Annotated in this window: 15 protein-coding genes; all 15 read right to left on the minus strand. The window is 53.8% G+C overall.

The annotated features are described in order from the left end of the window. Positions 1 to 476: 476 nt before the first annotated feature. The 15 genes from BMW41_RS04240 to mtaB all read right to left on the minus strand — a co-directional run bounded on the left by BMW41_RS04240 (position 477) and on the right by mtaB (position 18,156). On the minus strand, positions 477 to 1,919 hold the full coding sequence (locus BMW41_RS04240) for a triphosphoribosyl-dephospho-CoA synthase (protein WP_074649001.1): 1,443 nt from the start codon (positions 1,917 to 1,919) through the stop codon (positions 477 to 479). Positions 1,920 to 2,079: 160 nt separating this feature from the next. After that, positions 2,080 to 3,468 (minus strand): glycine--tRNA ligase, encoded by a 1,389-nt coding sequence (locus tag BMW41_RS04245; protein ID WP_074649002.1) that lies wholly within the window; start codon positions 3,466 to 3,468, stop codon positions 2,080 to 2,082. 333 nt (positions 3,469 to 3,801) lie between these two features. Then, positions 3,802 to 4,836: an acyltransferase family protein gene (locus BMW41_RS04250; RefSeq protein WP_074649003.1), complete on the minus strand. Its 1,035-nt coding sequence runs from the start codon at positions 4,834 to 4,836 to the stop codon at positions 3,802 to 3,804. 197 nt (positions 4,837 to 5,033) lie between these two features. Continuing rightward, the gene (recO, locus tag BMW41_RS04255) at positions 5,034 to 5,684 is read right to left on the minus strand and encodes a DNA repair protein RecO (RefSeq protein ID WP_074649004.1); all 651 of its coding nucleotides are present in this window, start codon (positions 5,682 to 5,684) and stop codon (positions 5,034 to 5,036) included. Between the two features lie 39 nt (positions 5,685 to 5,723). Beyond that, positions 5,724 to 6,638, minus strand: a complete 915-nt coding sequence (era, locus tag BMW41_RS04260) for a GTPase Era (protein WP_074649040.1) — start codon at positions 6,636 to 6,638, stop codon at positions 5,724 to 5,726. Between the two features lie 219 nt (positions 6,639 to 6,857). After that, positions 6,858 to 9,788, minus strand: coding sequence for an insulinase family protein (locus BMW41_RS04265; protein WP_074649005.1), 2,931 nt, complete (start codon positions 9,786 to 9,788; stop codon positions 6,858 to 6,860). Between the two features lie 145 nt (positions 9,789 to 9,933). After that, positions 9,934 to 10,803, minus strand: coding sequence for a YdcF family protein (locus BMW41_RS04270; RefSeq protein ID WP_074649006.1), 870 nt, complete (start codon positions 10,801 to 10,803; stop codon positions 9,934 to 9,936). Positions 10,804 to 11,021: 218 nt separating this feature from the next. After that, positions 11,022 to 12,254: a peptidase U32 family protein gene (locus BMW41_RS04275; RefSeq protein ID WP_074649007.1), complete on the minus strand. Its 1,233-nt coding sequence runs from the start codon at positions 12,252 to 12,254 to the stop codon at positions 11,022 to 11,024. A 57-nt stretch (positions 12,255 to 12,311) separates the two neighbouring features. Next, on the minus strand, positions 12,312 to 12,953 hold the full coding sequence (locus tag BMW41_RS04280) for an O-methyltransferase (protein ID WP_074649008.1): 642 nt from the start codon (positions 12,951 to 12,953) through the stop codon (positions 12,312 to 12,314). Then, the gene (locus BMW41_RS04285) at positions 12,950 to 13,378 is read right to left on the minus strand and encodes an endolytic transglycosylase MltG (protein ID WP_074649009.1); all 429 of its coding nucleotides are present in this window, start codon (positions 13,376 to 13,378) and stop codon (positions 12,950 to 12,952) included. The genes BMW41_RS04280 and BMW41_RS04285 overlap by 4 nt, the downstream gene beginning before the upstream one ends. 45 nt (positions 13,379 to 13,423) lie before the next feature. Beyond that, the gene (locus BMW41_RS04290; protein ID WP_074649010.1) at positions 13,424 to 15,109 is read right to left on the minus strand and encodes a ribonuclease J; all 1,686 of its coding nucleotides are present in this window, start codon (positions 15,107 to 15,109) and stop codon (positions 13,424 to 13,426) included. A gap of 90 nt (positions 15,110 to 15,199) precedes the next feature. After that, positions 15,200 to 15,523 carry a DUF1292 domain-containing protein gene (locus BMW41_RS04295; protein ID WP_242870296.1) on the minus strand — a complete coding sequence of 108 codons (324 nt, stop codon included), beginning with the start codon at positions 15,521 to 15,523 and terminating at the stop codon, positions 15,200 to 15,202. Positions 15,524 to 15,716: 193 nt separating this feature from the next. After that, positions 15,717 to 16,139 carry a Holliday junction resolvase RuvX gene (gene ruvX, locus BMW41_RS04300; protein WP_074649011.1) on the minus strand — a complete coding sequence of 141 codons (423 nt, stop codon included), beginning with the start codon at positions 16,137 to 16,139 and terminating at the stop codon, positions 15,717 to 15,719. 310 nt (positions 16,140 to 16,449) lie between these two features. Beyond that, positions 16,450 to 16,713: an IreB family regulatory phosphoprotein gene (locus BMW41_RS04305; RefSeq protein ID WP_074649012.1), complete on the minus strand. Its 264-nt coding sequence runs from the start codon at positions 16,711 to 16,713 to the stop codon at positions 16,450 to 16,452. Positions 16,714 to 16,812: 99 nt separating this feature from the next. Continuing rightward, positions 16,813 to 18,156, minus strand: a complete 1,344-nt coding sequence (mtaB, locus tag BMW41_RS04310; protein WP_074649013.1) for a tRNA (N(6)-L-threonylcarbamoyladenosine(37)-C(2))-methylthiotransferase MtaB — start codon at positions 18,154 to 18,156, stop codon at positions 16,813 to 16,815. Positions 18,157 to 18,323: the final 167 nt, after the last annotated feature.

The following is an 18,323-nucleotide window of genomic DNA, read 5'->3' on the forward strand; positions in this document are numbered from 1 at the left end:
CCTTGTACGGTGGTTACTCCTTTCAGAGCGTTTCACGCAGACCTCCCTAGGTACCACACATTTCTTCCTCTCCATCCATCTGCCTCATTTATCATGCATGATTCCGTGTAGTTATTGGGCTTCGACTTGTATAGCAGCCTTACCCTCATGCATAACCTCATATGAGATTTCTGTTCGTCAGACCAGAGATTTGCCCGTGGGTTAGTATGTTCCCCACATCCAGCTTCCTTCAGATTCCGTCTCGCGACGGACGCCCTTGCTTTCGGCTATATCCTTCCCACTACCGGGCGGATTCGGGACTTTAACCCGTTAGAAACGTGCGCCGCTAGGCGCACTACAAAAAAGGCACATTCTGCAGGTTCTCCCGCAAAATGTGCCTCATTGCGCAATAAAATCAAAAATTATGCTATTTTTCGTTTTTTCATGATATTCATTCGATCGAATTACTCTCTTTATAATCCCGCACGCTCCGAATGTCAAGCAGGATCCCCGGTGAGAATCCCCTCTTCTTCGCAGAAGCAAAATAACAGAGAAATCGCGAGAATATCCGCGCTTCCGCCGGGACTGAGATGATGCCGGATATAGTCGCTATCCAATTTTGATATATCCGCCACAATGGTTTCCGCCGTCATGGAGCGCATAATCTCCCTCGCTTCTTCTCTTCGCCGTTCCGCCTCCCCGCTTCCGCCACGGCGGATCATATTCGTATCCTCCGTCTCCGCGATGATGGCAAGAAGCGCCGCGCAGGACGCGTCATTCAGAGAACACCCTTCCGCAAGCCACCTGCGGATCGCCGGAAGTCCGATGTTGAGCGCATGCGGAAAGCCTTCTGCCGCTTCTCCTCTGGCGCCGAATGCCGTCTTCGTCAATTTCCCGGAACTGCCGAATTTTTCCTGAAGGGAGCAGCGGCCGATTCTTCGGCATTCTTCGATCAGCTCCTTTTCCGGGATCTCCTCTGCCGATCCGGTCCGCATCATTTTTCCGATGGCGGCCGCAATGATCGTTACCGCATAGATCAGTCCCTGATGGGTATTGACGCCACCGGTTGCCCGGAACATGGCGCGGTCCGCCATTTTTCCGATAAACTGGAGTCTCCGGAATAATTCCTCCGGCGAATCATCCGCATGGTCCCAGCCGACACAGAACATGTCGCGGAACCAGTGGCAGAGCGTCGCGCTGCTGTCCACAAAGGTGAAATAATCCATATCGCTGTGGGACCCCTGATTGGCGCGGTCCACCAGTCCCGGCTTCGGTGTCGTGGACACCTCATAGAGCAGTGCCCTGGTGGCGCAGATGGCAACGCGGTCCGCCTCTTTATCCCGAAAATAAGAGTGCACCAGATCATCCAGCGTGTAGGCGATGATCTCCGCGCTGTGCGCTCCGCTTCTGGCGCAGATCTTGGCGTTCTCCCCGCAGATCATGCAGGTTCTCGCCGGAAGTCCGAACTGCGTTCTGGAAAGCGGAATCCCGTCCGGTCCGATCACATCGATATCGAAGAGACGGCCAAGCGCATGGTATTCCTCGATCTCCGTCATTTTCTTCTTGATACGGTCCGCAGGAAGGTCCATGAGAAAGAATGCCTGGCTTCCGGTCGTCTCATGGGACGTTTCCTCCCGGAGGATCACTCTGCCTTTTTCCGTCGCCATCTTGCCCGATGTCTCCGCTGCTGCCTTCTCCGCCCCCGGAACTGTCCCGCTCAGCGATTCAATGGCTTTCCGGATTTCCCGTAACCCCTCTTCAAAGACCCGTTTTGCGGTGACGGACTGTTTTACCGGTCCCGGCATATTCAGTGCAAAGCTGACAAGGGCCGCCCCGCCTTCCGCAAGAAGTACCTTCTGTCGTTCGGCCCGCGCCGACCGGGCGTTCAGGATATCTTCCAGCGTGATTGTTGTTCCGTCGAACAGGGATATTTTCTTCAACCCCGTCACCTCCTATTCCCGTTATGCTGCGGATTTACAGTAAACGTCAAAACAAAAAGATTTTTGACATTTGCCATGAAACCAACATAAGCTCCAGCCGGCACAACGCCGGATGGAGCTTTGAAAATGTCTTATCTTTGTCTTGTTCTCTTCAGACCGATCAGAATGTGAACTTGTCTGCGAAGTAATCCTTCAGCTCTGCGATCGGAATACGAACCTGCTGCATGGTGTCGCGGTCACGTACGGTTACAGCATGGTCATTCTCGGTATCGAAATCGTAGGTGATGCAGAACGGAGTACCGATCTCATCCTGTCTTCTGTATCTCTTGCCGATTGCGCCTCTGTCGTCGTACTCGCAGTGATAGGTCTTTGCCAGCTCGAAGTAAAGCTTCTCCGCTTCCTCGCCCAGTTTCTTGGACAGCGGAAGAACCGCAATCTTCACCGGAGCCAGAGCCGGGTGGAAATGCATCACGGTTCTGACATCGCCGCCCTCCAGTGTCTCTTCATCGTATGCTGCGCACAGGAATGCCAGCGTTACGCGGTCAGCACCCAGAGACGGCTCGATAACGTACGGAATATATCTGTCCTTGGTCTCGTCGTCGAAATAGGAGAGATCCTGCTTGGATACTTCCTGATGACGGGAAAGGTCATAGTCGGTTCTGTCTGCGATACCCCAGAGCTCGCCCCATCCGAACGGGAACAGGAACTCCAGATCGGTGGTTGCCTTGGAATAGAAGCTCAGCTCTTCCTTCTCGTGGTCTCTCGCTCTCATCTCTTCCGGCTTGATGCCGAGGCCCTGCAGCCAGTCGATGCAGTACTGCTTCCAGTATGCGAACCACTCCAGATCGGTATCCGGCTTGCAGAAGAACTCCAGCTCCATCTGCTCGAACTCTCTGGTACGGAAGGTGAAGTTGCCCGGTGTGATCTCGTTACGGAAAGACTTACCGATCTGTCCGATTCCGAACGGAACCTTCTTGCGGGATGTTCTCTGAACGTTCTTGAAGTTTACAAAAATACCCTGAGCAGTCTCCGGTCTCAGATAAACCGCATTTTTCGCATCCTCGGTTACGCCCTGGAATGTCTTGAACATCAGATTGAACTGACGGATATCGGTCCAGTTGCTCTTGCCGCAGCTCGGGCATGCGATTCCGTGCTCAGCAATGAAGTCCTGCATCTGCTCGTTGGACCATGCGTCAACGGAACCTTCCAGTGCGAAATTGTTCTCTGCGCACCAGTCCTCGATCAGTTTGTCGGCTCTGAATCTCTCGTGGCACTCCTTGCAGTCCATCAGAGGATCGGTGAAGCTGCCGAGATGTCCAGAAGCGATCCATGTCTGCGGATTCATCAGAATCGCGCAGTCTACGCCGACATTGTACGGGCTTTCCTGTACGAACTTCTGCCACCATGCTTTCTTTACATTGTTCTTCAGCTCAACTCCGAGCGGACCGTAATCCCATGTGTTCGCAAGTCCGCCGTAAATCTCGGAACCCGGATAAACAAATCCTCTTGCTTTTGCGAGGGCAACGATCTTCTCCATTGTCTTTTCCATCTTGATCCTCCTCATGACCGCCGGCTGGCTGCCGGGGTTCATCTCATAAAAGTGTTAAATTATTTACACGTAGAATTTAGTATATATGCTTTCATTACGCTTTTCAAGAAGGAATTCCATCCCTTCCTCCGCCTGTAAGCCGCGGCGTTCCCTTACATCCGTTCAGTGTCCTCTCGAAACTGTTCGGCAAATCCGCGGGCATCCAGATCCGCCGTTCCGCTGATTGTACCATTCATCCGAAACCTCAGATTCCTCGGGACACGCATTCACTCAGATCCGCCGTTCCGCCGGATGTACCATTCATCTGAAACCGTTGCATCACCGGATCCGCATTCACCCCCGGCCGCCGTTCAGAAGCGAATACAGCGGCGGAACATTCTTCCGCAGAAATCCCGCAAGCCCATGGCATACCGCCACCGCGATCAGCGGCATAACCGTAAAGAGAATCGCCGCCACGATGCCATTTCCCGGGAAAATGCGGACAACCGTCTTATTGACGGCACGGACCACGACAAAATGAAAGGCATATATAAAAAATGTCTCTTTCATCCACGGGCGGATCCCGTCCTTCGAAATCCACCTTTCATTGAATACCAGCCAGAGTCCTGCCGGTACCAGAATCGAATAAAGTACGATCGGCTGTGGGGTCTGAACGATCCGGTAATACCGGTAAAACGCCGCTGCCGCCGCGAGCGACGCGCATCCGAGCAAAAGCTGCTTTATGCTCCATGCCTGCTCGGTCACGTTCCGGAACCGGACGGCCGCCATCCCGCCGAGGCTGAAGTAGATCAGCGCGTCCGGATTCAGGACCGGCACAGCCGGCCAGACATACCAGAGCACGGCGAAGCCCGCGAGCATCACGAGACATCCCGCCTTCGACCGGAGAAAGATCCAGATCACCGGGGCGAGAATTACCAGTAGGATCAGCTGAAACATGAACCAGAACACCGGATTATGTGTAAAAAATACCGCCGCGCGGATGATCTCCTCTGCCGTGACCGGAATCCCGGTCCGTCCCGTAATCTCCGAAAGCAACGGAATCCGGCTTGCCGCCGCATCTGCGGCATAGTACAGAAGATTCCACAGTAGATACGGAACAAGAAGCGAACGCACTCTCCGTAACCATTTGCCCGGAAGTTTTTTCAGCTCAAAACCGCGGAAAAACCGGTATCCGGAAATCATCAGGAAAAACGGGATATCCGCGCGGATGACCGAATAGGCGTATTCATATTCAAACCGCCACAGAAAACCGTTCGTCCCCTGACCCGGAAGAAAAAGATCCGCGTTTCCCGCGTGATTCCAGATAACGAGGACGCAGCAGAGGAAACTGAGCCAGGTCACTTTTCGCTGAAACTGTGCGTCTGTCATCCCGTCTTCTCCTTCCCGATGTTAAAGCTTCCCGCCGTTTTTTCCGGCCTGTATTCTTGTCTTAAGCAGCCTTTTCCTTCTGTGTTTCCGTATCCCGTGGCAGACTGAAACGCAGCCCGGAATCCTGCCCTGACGGCCCCTTCGTCTTACCGCTGTTTTCCCCCGCTCCCTGACGGCGGTGACGTTCTCCGTCGGATTTACACCATCACCTTCAGCACATCCAGCGAGTGAAAATGCCGGTCCACAAAGCGAGCGATGTTCCGGTCCACCGCGTGTCCGAACTCCCGCATCGGCTCGTCCTTCAGCCGGAAGGAAAACAGGTTGTCAACCGGTCTTGTGGCGGACACGTACCAGGCGTACCGGGCCGCATCGCTGTACTCGCCCCCCGGCATAGTCTCCGTATATTCGCCGTTCAGGACCATCAGCCGCAGTTCATAAACCCGGCGCACCATGACGTTCGGCACCCGGTCCTCCCGAATGGCGGTGAACGCGGCCTCGAGAAGATCGATCACGTTTCCCGCTTCGATCCCTTCCCGGCCGTAGTACGAGGCAAACTCACAGAAATACGATGCATAGCAGACCGCTTCCGGATCCATCGCCAGTTCCGCATGGTAATCGTCAACTTCCGCAGAATAAAGGTTATAGGAGTCTCTTCCTTCCGCAAGGGAAAATGTTCCCGCAACAAAGGGAGCCGCCGCCGCGCGGAGCGTCGAGTTGCTGCGCTTCGCCCCCCGCGCGAACGCCGTGATTTTTCCCCTCTCGCGGGTCAGAATCACCAAGCGCCGGTCATAATCCCCCACCGGCGATGCGGAGAGCACCATGCCGCTGAGCTTTACGAGATCTCTCATAGACAGCCTTTCCCTCTGCCGGCAGTCCGCCCGCAGACATCATTTTTTCCCGTTCTTCATCTCATAGCCGAAATTCTTCATGTACAGCTCGCTGTCTCGCCAGTCCTTGCGCACCTTGACATGGAGCTGAAGATTGACCTGATCCTGAACCATGTCCTCGATGTCTTTTCTCGCCTGAGAACCAATACGCTTCAGCATGGCGCCGCCCTTTCCAATGACGATGCCCTTGTGGGAATCTTTCTCGCAGACGATGGACGCGTCAATGTCCCAGAGGCCGTTTCCGCGCTGTTTCATCGAGTCGATGACCACCGCGATGCCGTGGGGAACCTCTTCCTTCAGAAGGCGGAGCGCCTTCTCGCGGACAATCTCCGCCGCGATCTCCCGCATGGACTGGTTGGTGACCGTCTCCTCGTCAAAGAACTGCGGTCCCACCGGAAGAACACTCATGATTTTCCTGCGAAGCGCATCCACGCCGATGCCCCGGAGAGCGGATACTTCCGCGATCCCGGCAAAATCCATCAGTCCGGAGAACGCATTCTTCGCCTCCTCCGGCTTCTCTTTGTCCGCCTGATCGATCTTGTTGATGACCAGAATCACCGGCTTTTTCGCCGCAGCGAGGATCTTTGCGATATACTGATCACCTTCCCCGACGTAACTTGCCGGCTCGACAAGCCACAGCACCGCGTCGACCTCGGCCAGCGTCTCCTCCGCGGTCTCCAGCATATATTCATCCAACTTGTGACGGGCCTTCAGAATTCCCGGCGTATCCAGGAAAATGATCTGACCCTGCTCATCGGTGTAGACCGTCTGGATCCGGTTCCGCGTTGTCTGCGGCTTCGCGGACGTGATCGCGATCTTCTGTCCGATCAGATGGTTCATCAGAGTCGATTTGCCGACATTCGGCCGCCCGATCAGCGTCACAAAACCGGAATGAAATCCGTTCTTTCCTTCCATATCTTCCATATCTCCTTCATCCTGTTCTCTTCTGCCGTGCCGTCACCGCCGCAGTCGGGAAGTTACCGCCACAATCGGGAAGTCACACCGCAGTCAGGCAATTGCCGCCTTATCTCAGATAGTATCTCCGCGCACCGCCACACAGTCCTCTCTGCAGTGCAACCTCTTTGCGGTGTGCCTCTTGGCAGTATGACTTTTTGCGGTGTGCCTCTTCGTATCTTACTGGAACAGATTTCTTGTCTCTTTAAACATCTCTTTGTTCGCGTCGATGGCGCTTCCGGATCCCACCGTGCAGAACGCGCCGGTCTCCAGAATTGCCCGGACAATCGGTGCCAGGCGGCGGATATCCTCCGGCGTGCAGTCGAGTACCTGCCCTCTCTCCCGGGTCAGCATTTCGTCCGTCACGTGAGAGAAGTACGCGGAATCCCCCCGGAGTCCCTTATACTGCGGGGCAAGCGGCGTATCCAGATCGCTGACCGTGCCGATGACATACTTTGTCATCTCGCGCTCATCCGCCACAAAGTTTTCCATGTAATCCGGCACGGTGCGGTAGATCTCATCGGTCTCGCGCAGTTTCGGATCCCGATAGGAGACAAAGTTTCCGATTCCGGAGCGGCCGGTGCCGAACATCACACCGTAAGCGCCGTTCTTTACTCGTACATTTTTCCAGAGATACTCATATCCGAGAATGACCTTCAGCACTTTCAGCGCCGCGTCATAGGAATAGCCGGCTGCGCGGAAATCGCCGCTGCGGGCCACATAGTTCACCTGTGACGGTACGCGGAAGCCTTCATTGGCCAGATTTTCCTTCCACTCAAACGGGAAGGTCTCGCCGCTGCCTTTCGGGAGTGCCGCGGCAAATTTCTCCGCCGCCCTGCACATATGCGCGATTCCGTCATGATCCGCCGTAAAGCTGAACGTCAGGTTCTCTCTCGTAAAGAGCTTTCCGGCAACCTCCGCAAGCTTATCGGCGATCGCTTCCTTTCGGGACTCAAAATCCTTTGAGAGTCCGCAGAGGAAGTCATAGTAGGTGATGCCGCCGGTCATCTCATCCCAGGCGCGGTCTTTCGCGATGTAGGAACCGGCCCGGAGCGCCGCCGCCATATGGGAGGCGTTGTTCAGTTTTGTCTGCTGACGGGACTTCATCTCATCCAGCACTTCCTTCAGGCGGTCCGTGTCGTGAAGCCGGGAGCGAAGGAGAATCTCTTCCAGAAGCGCCATTCCGTCTTCCAGACGTTCATCCAGAACTTTCAGGCTCAGCGCAAGGAAGCCGCGGAATTCATGGTGACGGTCAAAATCCACATAGTTCACCATATCCGCGCCGATACCGCCGGTCACGAGATCCATCTCATCGCTGAGCTCTTCCAGCGAATACTTCTCCGTTGCGATATATCCGATAACCTGTTTGAGGAAGGTCACGTACGGAAGGTCTTCCGACGGCACACGGTCGGTCTCAAAGAGAAGACGCATGTAATCAATGCCGGAAGTGAAGAATTCGTGCTTTAAGACCGTGATCTCCCTGTCCGCCGATTTTACGGAAGCAGCCTCCAGCGATAATTTTTCCGGCTCCCGCTTGATCTGATCCCGGCGGAGCAGCGGAATCTTCTCCATGTCCTCCTTGGAATCCGGCGTCTCCTGATAAATCTTCAGCTCCTTCGCGAAATCCACAATGCCGCGGATCTCGTCAGCAGAAAGACTTTCCCGGTACGCCGCCATTTTTTCCGTCAGCTCTTTATCCTGCTTCTCATCCAGATTCTTCTCCGGATATGCGATCACCACCGCGGCAAACCGGTTGTCCAGAAGATATCGGCGGATCAGCCCCTCAAAATATCCCTCATCCACGGCCTTTTTCAGATATTCAAAGGCTTCATTGTAGCGAAGGTACATTTCCGGATCCTCGCCGTACAGCCAGGAATCAAAGCACTGCAGACCGTATGCCAGTCCCTTCGGGAAGCTCCCGAAATCCGCCTCGCGAAGCCGGAACTCGTAATAGTTGATGCCGGCCAGCAGGGATCGTTTGCTGATTCCCTCTTTTGCCGTTTTCTCCAGCGTCTCCCGGATGATCCGGAGGAACTCCTCCTTCTGTCCCTCCTCCGCGTCTTTTGCGACCACGGAAAAATACGGCTGACGCATGCCGCTGTCGTAGCCGCCATAGATGTCGTCGCCGATACCGGCCTTCACCAGTTCGCGCTTCAAAACCGCTCCCGGCGCATCCAGAAGGACGTACTCCAGAACCTGAAGTCCGATGTGAAGGGTGCTGTCAATTTTATCGTCGATGGCCATGTTCAGTGAGAGGTACGCCGCATGGTCCGTCGGCTGATCTTCCGTCACGGAGTACGGCACCCGCAGTTCGCGGATCTCGTCGAAAGGCTTCTGATACTGAATCTCCGAATCGATCTCTTTATGATCGTATTTGGAAAGATACTCCCGGTCGAGCCAGTCCAGTTTCTGAGCCATGTCCATATCGCCGTAGAGATAAATATAGCTGTTGCTCGGATGATAGAACGTGCGGTGGAAATCCAGAAACTGCCCGTAGGTCAGATTCGGAATATCCTTCGGATCGCCGCCGGACTCCACGCTGTATGTGGTATCCGGATAGAGAGCGGTGGTTGTCGCGCGCTCAAGAACGCTGTCCGGAGACGAAAATGCACCCTTCATCTCATTGTAGACCACGCCGTTCACCGTGATGGGACTGTTCTCATCCTCCGCCTCATAGTGCCAGCCTTCCTGCCGGAAGATCTTCTCGGTCTTATAGATATTCGGATGAAGCACCGCGTCCATGTAGACATCCATCAGATTCTGGAAATCCTGCTCATTGCAGCTCGCCACCGGATATACGGTCTTATCCGGATAAGTCATCGCATTCAGAAATGTGTTGAGCGAACCCTTGACCAGTTCCACAAAGGGATCCTTAACCGGAAATTTCTCCGATCCGCACAGAACGCTGTGCTCCATAATGTGAGCGACGCCGGTGCTGTCCGACGGTCTTGTGCGGAACGCAATGGTGAATACTTTGTTGTCGTCATCATTGGATACCAGAAAGAATTTTGCCCCTGTTTTGATATGTTCCATCAGAATTCCCTCGCCGTTCAGCTCCGGAATCGCATTTCTTCTGATCAGACGGTAGTTCGAAAGTTCTTCAAGTTTCATCCGAGTTCTCTGTTCCTTTCTTTTTTCTCTCTATGGTTCTGTATTCTGCCTTCGGTTCTGTGATCTGCAGCCCGGTCCTTTATGGTCTCTTTCCGGACTCATTTTTTTCTTCCGTCCGGTCGGGATTTCCGGCCTCCGTCGCAAATCAGATATTCCCGACGAACTTATCCTTTAACAGTGCCACGCCTTCTCTCACCCAGAGGTGAAGCATCATCACCGGGTCGGTCTTTGCGGAAATGCCCGCACAGGTCACGCCCGCAGTGCGCTGAAAGATTTTCAGTGCGCGATAGACATGAAAATCACTGGTCAGAACGGCCGTCGGCGGGAGACGGTACGGTTCCGCTTCCCGTTCTTCGGGCATCGCCCTTTCCTCCGGCGGACCGTCTTCCACACTGCTCCGCAGCGTCACCCGCACCGGAACCAATGTCTTTGACTCAACATGCTTCCGGATCACCGCAAGACTGCATTCGATATTCTGCACCGTGTTTTCCGAACGGTTTTCAATCAGATAGCAGTATTCCGGAACATGATGTTCCTTCATCCAGACGCGCATCGCTTCCGCCTCCGGAATAATCTCGTCCTTCCCTTTTCCGCCGGACAGAACGAGAATGACTCCCGGATTCTCCTGAAGATACTCATAGGCCCGCTCCAGCCGGCGTTCCAGAGAGACGGACGGCTTTCCGTCCTTCAGTCCGGCGCCAAGGACAATGCAGTATTCCGGCTTTTTGTCCTCCGGGCCGAAACGCTCATCCGCCCGGAAAAGTCCGATCAGAATCACCGCCTCCGCCGCGAGGAAAATTGCCGTTGCCGCTGCCATAATCGTGATCACGCGCACCTTGACCTGAAGTTCCACCGGATTCGTCTGTGTGTAGCGAACCCAAAGGGAAAGCCCCGCAAACAGGATGCTCATCAGCGGCCAGAACACAAAAAAGGAGGTGGTCAGACCGGAATATACGGCCAGGATTGCCGCATATATAAGGCATCCCGCCGATATCAGTTCGAATATCCTGATCATATCTCCACCCCCGTTATTCTCTTTATCTCTTTGCCCGCCGGCAAAGCCGGCAAACCTCACGCCATCCGCTTACTGCGGACCATTCCTTCGGCAAACATTTCCGCTTACTCCGCGGTGGCTTCCGTTCCGCAATCGGTTCTGCTTACTCCGCGGCAGCTTCCATTCCGCAAACGGTTCTGCTTACTCTGCGGCAGCTTCCGTTTCGCAAACGGTTTTGCTTACTCCGCGGCAGCTTCCACGCGAAGAATATCTCCTTCTTCCACCTTCTGATCCAGCTTCACATGAAGATTCTGCAGCGGATGCGGCGCGGAATCCTGTTCCTCACCGTCGTCGCTGCGGATCGACAGCACTTTTGCCGTAAGATCCGTGCCGTCCGGCTTCATGATCTCGATCACATCGCCGACACAGAACTTGTTCTTCTGCTCAAAAACCGCGGTGCCGTCCTCCTCCAGACTGCGCACCGTGCCAAGATAGGTATAATTCTTTACATAGGTGTTGCTGTCATAGATCTGTGCATTCGTATCCGGTTTTCCGAAATAGAACCCGGTTGTAAACTCACGATAGGTGCATCTTGCGATCTCATCCCGGTACCACGGAAGATTTCTGCGGTATTTCTCCGGATCCTCATAATAATCATCGATCGCTTTGCGGTAGGTTCTGGCGATGGTTGCCACATAGAGCGCCGTCTTCATTCTTCCTTCCAGTTTAAAGGAATCGATGCCCGCCTCGCAAAGTTCCGGGATGTAGTCGATCATGCACAGATCCTTTGAGTTGAAAATGTAGGTTCCGCGCTCGTTTTCGTATACCGGCATATACTCGCCCGGTCTGGTCTCCTCCACGATGGAATATCTCCACCGGCACGGATGCGTGCACTCGCCGCGGTTCGCGTCGCGGCCGGTGAAGAAATTGCTCAGCATGCAGCGGCCGGAGTAGGACATGCACATCGCGCCGTGGACAAAGGCCTCAATCTCCAGATCTTCCGGCACCTTCGCGCGAATCTGACGGATCTCCTCCAGAGAGAGCTCTCTTGCAGCCACCACGCGGGTCGCGCCGAGATCATGCCAGAACTTGAATGTCTCGTAGTTTGTGCTGCTGGACTGGGTACTGATATGGATGTCGATTTCCGGGCAGATCCGTCTTGCGGTCATAAAGATACCCGGATCATTGATGATCATGGCATCCGGCTTCAGTTCCTTCATCTTCTTCATGAATTCCTCGACTTCCGGGAAATCATAATTGTGTGCAAGGATGTTCGCGGTGATGTGAACCTTTACCCCGTGCTCATGGGCATAGCGGATTCCCTCCGCCAGATCCTCGTCGCTGAAATTCTTTGCTTTGGCGCGCAGGCTGAATTCCTCGCCTCCGCAGTATACCGCATCTGCTCCGTATCGGATCGCTGTCTTCATCACTTCCAGGCTTCCGGCCGGAATCAGTAATTCTGGTTTTTTCATTGAACTCTCCTACTGTATCTATTATATCGTTTTTTTCGAATTATATATCTTTTTCTCTCACTTCTTCACACTCAGGGCAACGCCGTCTCCTACCGGGAGAATGGATGTCTCAAAGTCATCGCAGTGCGTCAGTTCCCAGATGTACTCCCGGATTCTCGTGTGAATCGTGCGGTCGCGTCTTCCGACTGCATAGCGTGAAAGAGCGGTCTCTCCGTCCTGCAGAACATTGTCGGAGATCAGAAGCCCTCCCGGCACAAGGAGCCGGCGCACCTGCGGAAGCCAGTTGATATACTGGCCTTTTGCCGCGTCCATAAAGATCAAACCGTATCCGGGTTCCAGCCCCGCAAGGATCTCTTCGGCGTCCCCTTCCAGAAGGGTAATGCGGTTCTCCATGTCTGCCGCGGCGAAATTGGCTTTCGCCTCCGGGATCCGCTTCTCAAATTTTTCGATTGTTGTGATGCGGCAGTGTTCCGGCATAACGCCGGCCATCAAAAGCGCAGAAAAGCCGACAGCAGTACCGACCTCCAGGATTTTCTCCGGCTTTGTCAGTACCACCATCGTCTTCAACAGTGCCTGTGTCTCTTTTTTTGCAATCGGAACACGGTCCCGGAGAGCGCGCTCCTCGATCCCGTCGAGAAGTGCTCCATTTCCGCGGTCCAGCGATCCGATATAATCTCTGATTCGCTGATCTGTTATCATGATTTTGCTGATGTTTCCTTTGTTTCCTTTTCTTCGGTGCCCTTTCCGGAAATCGCATCCAGAATCTCACGGATATTCATATTCCGGTTGATGCGGTAGACCCCCGGCTGGGGCTTGTACTCATAAAAGCGGGCGGTCAGCCAGAAGGCATTCCGGTTCCAGATGAGATCCTGATCGGCGAGATCTGCTGCGATCTCCTCGATGGATTCCCCCTTGCGCACCTCAAAATCACGGTCCAGTGCCGGCAGTTCCGTGATCCCCTGCTGTTCATCCCAGGTATCCGGCGAGAACAGCCGGTAGCCGAACCGGTAGCCGCGGACCGATCCCTCATAGAGAAGGAACACCGCCATCAGGATCAGGAGAAGTCGGATTGAGGTTCCGAGAACCGCAGACATAATGCGGTTCAGTTCTTTGATTACACTCATGGTTCCTCTCCTTCCCGGACGGCGGCTTTTCGATCTGTTGCAGCTTTATTCGTCGACTTCCATGATGATCGGCAGGATCATCGGATTTCTCTTCATTTTCTTCCACAGATAACCGCTGAGGCTGTCGCGGATCACATGTTTGATCTTGCCCCAGTCGCTGATATTGCGGTCAAGGCAGTCCTGAACGGCATCGTCCACGATGTTCTGCGCTTCTCCCATCAGGTCCTCGGATTCACGCACATAGACGAAGCCTCTGGAGACGATATCCGGTCCCGCAAGAAGCTGATTCGACGCGCGGTCCAGCGTGAGAACCACAATGATGATACCGTTTGCCGCCAGATTCTGACGGTCGCGGAGGACAATGTTGCCGACATCGCCGATGCCGAGACCGTCCACGAGAACGCCGCCTGCCTGAACATGATCTTTCAGCTCCCAGCCTTCCTCACCGATCTCGATCACATCGCCGGTCTGCATGGTGACAACATTTTCCTTCGGAACGCCCATCGAGATTGCGATGTGCTTCTGCGCGGTCAGATGCCGGAACTCGCCGTGCACCGGAATGGAGTATTTCGGGCGCACCAGAGAGTACATCAGTTTGATCTCTTCCTCACAGGCGTGTCCGGAAACGTGGGTATCCTGGTTGATGACCTCTGCCCCCTTCGCCTCAAGTTCATTGATGACGTTGGCTACCGCCTTCTCATTTCCCGGAATCGGGGTCGAGCTGAGGATGATGACATCACCCGGGCGAATGGATACCTTCTTGTGAATGTTGGCCGCCATGCGGGAGAGTGCCGCCATGGACTCACCCTGGCTTCCGGTGGTGACAAGCACGGTCTTTTCCGGCTTGTAATTCTTCAGATGATCGATGTCGATCAGTGTGTTCTCCGGGATATTGATGTATCCGAGTTCGGTCGCAACGCCGATGACATTGACCATGCTCCGGCCTTCTACGACAACCTTTCGGCCGTATTTGTAGGCAGAGTTGATGATCTGCTGCACACGGTCAACGTTGGAGGCGAAAGTCGCCACGATGATTCGCTGGTTCTGATGCTCGGAAAAAATCGAGTCAAAGCGCTGTCCGACGGTCTTCTCCGACATCGTGAATCCCTTGCGAATCGCGTTCGTGGAATCGCACATCAGCGCGAGAACGCCCTTCTTGCCCAGCTCGGCAAAGCGCGGAAGATCCGCCGGTTCGCCGAATACCGGGGTGTAATCGATCTTAAAGTCTCCGGTGTGGACAATGATACCGGCCGGCGAGAAGATTGCCAGCGCGGAAGCATCCTGAATGGAGTGGTTGGTCTTGATGAATTCCACGCGGAAACATCCGAGATTGACAGACTGTCCGTGGCGGATCACTTTTCTTTTGGTGGAGCGCAGCATCTCATGCTCTTTCAGCTTGTTCTCGATCAGACCGATGGTCAGTTTCGTCGAATAGACCGGTGCCGGGATCTCACGCAGAACATACGGCAGCGCGCCGATGTGGTCCTCGTGTCCGTGGGTGATCACGAAGCCGCGCACCTTATGAATATTCTCTTTCAGATAGGTCACATCCGGGATGACCATATCGATTCCCAGCATATCATCGCTCGGGAACGCCATGCCGCAGTCCACAACGATGATATCGTCGCCGTACTCAAATGCGGTCATATTCATTCCAATCTGCTCCAGTCCGCCCAGCGGAATGATTCTTATTTTATTGTGGTTCGGTTCCTGTTCTTTCTGTTTCTTCAAAATATCCTCCTGTGTCAGTTGTCTGCTCCGCGGACAACCTGCAATATTTATATCCGGGTCCGAAAACTTTTTCGGACATGAATGTCATGATCAGTTTGTAATGTCAATGCCGGAATCCGACATCAGTTCTTCAAAAATTCGGAAAACCGCGTCCAGCTCGACGTCGTCTTCCACGAATTCATACTCGCTCTCCGGGCTTTCCGGCGTGGAAATATCCTTCATAATCCAGCACTCGCCGTCCCCGTCCTTCTGATCGGTCACCAGAAGATAGTCCATTCCGCTCATTCTGGTCTGCTCGATCACATAAAATGTTACGTTATCCCCATTTTCATCCACAAAGACAATGTGGTCCGGAAAACTGCGGATCGCGTCTTCCGCACGTTTGGAATCCGCATGATTCATCTTATCTGCCATTGAATTCTCCCGTTATCCTCCGGGCTTCCCCGGAAATATATATCATATTTGTATGTTTTATATTTCAGTGAAAAATGTATCCTGCCGGCGCAGTCTGCCTCCGGCAAGCCGAAGCCCTCTTTTTGCCGGTCACTGCTTCCGCGTCTCACGGCTTCTGCGAGTTACTGCTTCTGCGGCTCACGTTTTCTGTTGCTCACTGCTTCTGTGCGTTCATCCAGCTCTCCAGAATCAACACTGCCGCGATCTTGTCGATGACCGCTTTCCGGTTCTCTCTGCGCACACCGCTCTCCATCAGAATCTGGTCTGCTTCCACCGTTGTCAGCCGCTCATCCCACAAGATGACCGGAAGACCGGTTCTTCTCTCCAGCATCGCCTTGAATTCCCGGGTTTTCTCCACACGTTCCCCCTCGGTGTCGTTCATATTCAGCGGATATCCGAGTACGATTTTTTCGACCTCATACTCCCGGATCAGCTCCTCGATCCGGGCACAGGTTCTGCGAAGCTTATTCGCATCCGGCCTTGTAATCGTCTCCACTCCCTGCGCCGTGATTCCCAGCGCATCACTGACCGCCACACCGGTGGTTTTGGACCCGAAATCCAGTCCCATTACTCTCATATTCAGTTTTTCCTTTTCACGTCACACCGACACAGCCCGCGGAAAAGTCCCCGGGATACGGTATCCTGCTCATTATCTATACTATCGGACCTTTTTCTGTTCCTATCAGATGAAAATATGCATACTTTTCCCGCCGAAACCACCTTGTCCGCATTTTCGCGGAGGTACGGGGGGATTTTGCTGCAAATCTGCATCATTTTCCAGGGCAGAAAAAAATCTTATCACGCAAATGAGACCATGCCCCATATCCCCGTCACAGGATCGGGCTGCACGGCCTTTCATTCGCACCTGAACTTCTCATTTATCTCCGTCATGAGAGCTTCGTTTCCACGTAAGCTTTCATCAGTTCTTCCACGATCTCGTCACGCTCCACCTTCATGATCAGGCTGCGCGCGCTCTTGTAGCTTGTGATATATGTCGGATCACCGGACATGATATAACCGACCAGCTGATTGATCGGATTGTAACCCTTCTCGGTCAGTGCCTCATACACCTGTCTGATGACATCTGCTACTTCCATCTTCTTCTGGTCCTGAACGGCCCTGAAGTATTGTGTATCCATAATATCGCCCATAGTTTTCACGTCCTTTTTATACCTATGCGTCATTCTAACATAACGCACATCATTCTACAAGAGCGCCGGATCGCATCTTTAAAATTCTTTAAGAATGAGTCATTCCAGCAGAAGAACTTCGTCGTTCAGCATACGGGTAAAGGTTCCGCGGACGGTGACATTTTTCATCCCGTCCCGGTATGGAACAGCGCCTTTGACATACTCCCGGGTGTGCCCCATCATGTATTTGACGCCGTCAATCTCCACCGGTTCCTCCAGAAGCACTTCCGTTTCCTTTCCGAGGTACCAGCGGCGGAACTCCTTTGACATCTCATCGCCCATCCGGATCAGAATGTCGCTGCGCTTCTCTTTCTCCGCTTCCGGAATCTGGTGATCCATGCGGTCCGCGCGGGTCCCCTTTCTTCTCGAATAGCGGAATACGTGCATCTCGTAAAAGTTCACCTTTTCAAGGAACCTTCGGGATTCTTCGAATTCTTCCTCTGTCTCTCCCGGAAAACCGACAATGACGTCCGTCGTGATGGCCGGGTGGTCAAACGCCTCCCGCAGCTCATCGCAACTGTATAAATATTCTTTGGCTGTGTAATGACGGTTCATCCGCTCCAGCGTCGCGTCGCAGCCGCTCTGCAGCGAGAGGTGGAAATGCGGACAGATGGTGCGGAGTGTCGCAATCGTCTGGGCAAATTCTCTCGTCACCACGCGAGGTTCCAGAGAACCGAGGCGGATCCGCTCAACGCCCGGCACCCGATCCAGCATCACGATGAGATCCAGAAGATTCATGTTGGAATCTCCCGCGCCCTCCATCGCATCCTTGAAATCTTTTCCGTAGGACGCCAGATGGATTCCGGTCAGGACAAATTCCTTATAACCGGACGCGGCCAGTCTCGTGACTTCCCGAACCACGTCCCCCGGCCTTCTGCTCCGGATTCGGCCTCTGGTGTACGGGATAATGCAGTAGCTGCAGAACTGATTGCAGCCGTCCTGCACTTTGATGAAAGCCCGGGTGTGTTCCTCGGTGCGGCTGATGTGAAGGTCCTCAAATTCATGAACCTCATTCATATCGAGGACATCTTCCTTCTTTTCCCGTTTTCCCGCTCCGCGCTCCGCGAGATACTCATTCAGAAGTCGGGAAAGCTCCGTCTTCCGGTCATTGCCGACGATGAGATCCACGGCGTCATCCTGTTTCAGCGCCCCCTCGGCCGACTGCACATAGCATCCCGCTGCCACGACAACCGCGTCCGGGTTCATTTTCTTCGCCCGATGAAGCATCTGGCGGGATTTCCGGTCCGCCACATTCGTCACCGAACAGGTATTGATTACATAGACATCTGCCTTTTCCGTAAACGGAACAATCTCGTATCCGTCGGCTTCCAGAAGCTGTTCCATCGCTTCCGTCTCCCAGGAATTGACTTTGCAGCCCAGTGTATGAAAAGCAGCTTTTCGCATATTTTTGTCCTCCTGGCTCAAGCAGACAAGCTTGCTTGTCTATTTGAGTCGTCAATCAAAGTTTGAAAGTTTACTTTCAAACTTTTTTCCTCAAATGTTTCCTCCATTTCAGGCGGGGCTGTATGAAAAATCGTGCATACATTTCCCATTGACTTTTACGTCACTGA

The organism is [Clostridium] aminophilum (assembly GCF_900101295.1).
GTDB lineage: Bacteria > Bacillota > Clostridia > Lachnospirales > Lachnospiraceae > Clostridium_R > Clostridium_R aminophilum_A.